The sequence below is a fragment of the Arthrobacter sp. YAF34 genome, from assembly GCF_052113245.1.
Taxonomy (GTDB): domain Bacteria; phylum Actinomycetota; class Actinomycetes; order Actinomycetales; family Micrococcaceae; genus Arthrobacter.
On record NZ_JBFRCV010000049.1, the window covers coordinates 1 to 467 of the forward strand.

The window sequence follows — 467 nt, forward strand, 5'->3', positions numbered from 1 at the left end:
GCCTCGAGCTGGTCGTCCGTGATCGGGATGCGCAGGTGGTCGCGGAAGGCCTTGAGGTCGGCCATCGTGAGCTTCTTCATCTGGTGGGTCGCGTTGCGGCCCTCGAAGTGGGTGCCCAGGCCGTAACCCTTGACCGTGTGGGCCAGGATGACCGTGGGCTTGCCCTTGAACTCGGTGGCGGCCTTGTAAGCGGCGTAGACCTTGTTGTAGTCGTGGCCGCCGCGCTTGAGGTTCCAGATCTCGTCGTCGGAGAGGTCCTGGACCATTTCCTTGGTCTGCGGGGTCTTGCCGAAGAAGTGTTCGCGGACGAACGCGCCGGACTCGGCCTTGTATGTCTGGTAATCGCCGTCGACGGTCTCGTTCATGATCTTCACGAGCGAGCCGTCCTCGTCCTTGGCCAGCAGGTTGTCCCACTCGCGGCCCCAGACGACCTTGATGACGTTCCAGCCGGCACCGCGGAAGAAGGC

At 63.6% G+C, this 467-nt stretch carries 1 pseudogene; it reads right to left on the reverse strand.

What is annotated here, in order from left to right:
• Nucleotides 1–467, reverse strand: a pseudogene (locus AB4Y72_RS19710) (pyruvate dehydrogenase (acetyl-transferring), homodimeric type); the annotation flags it as partial.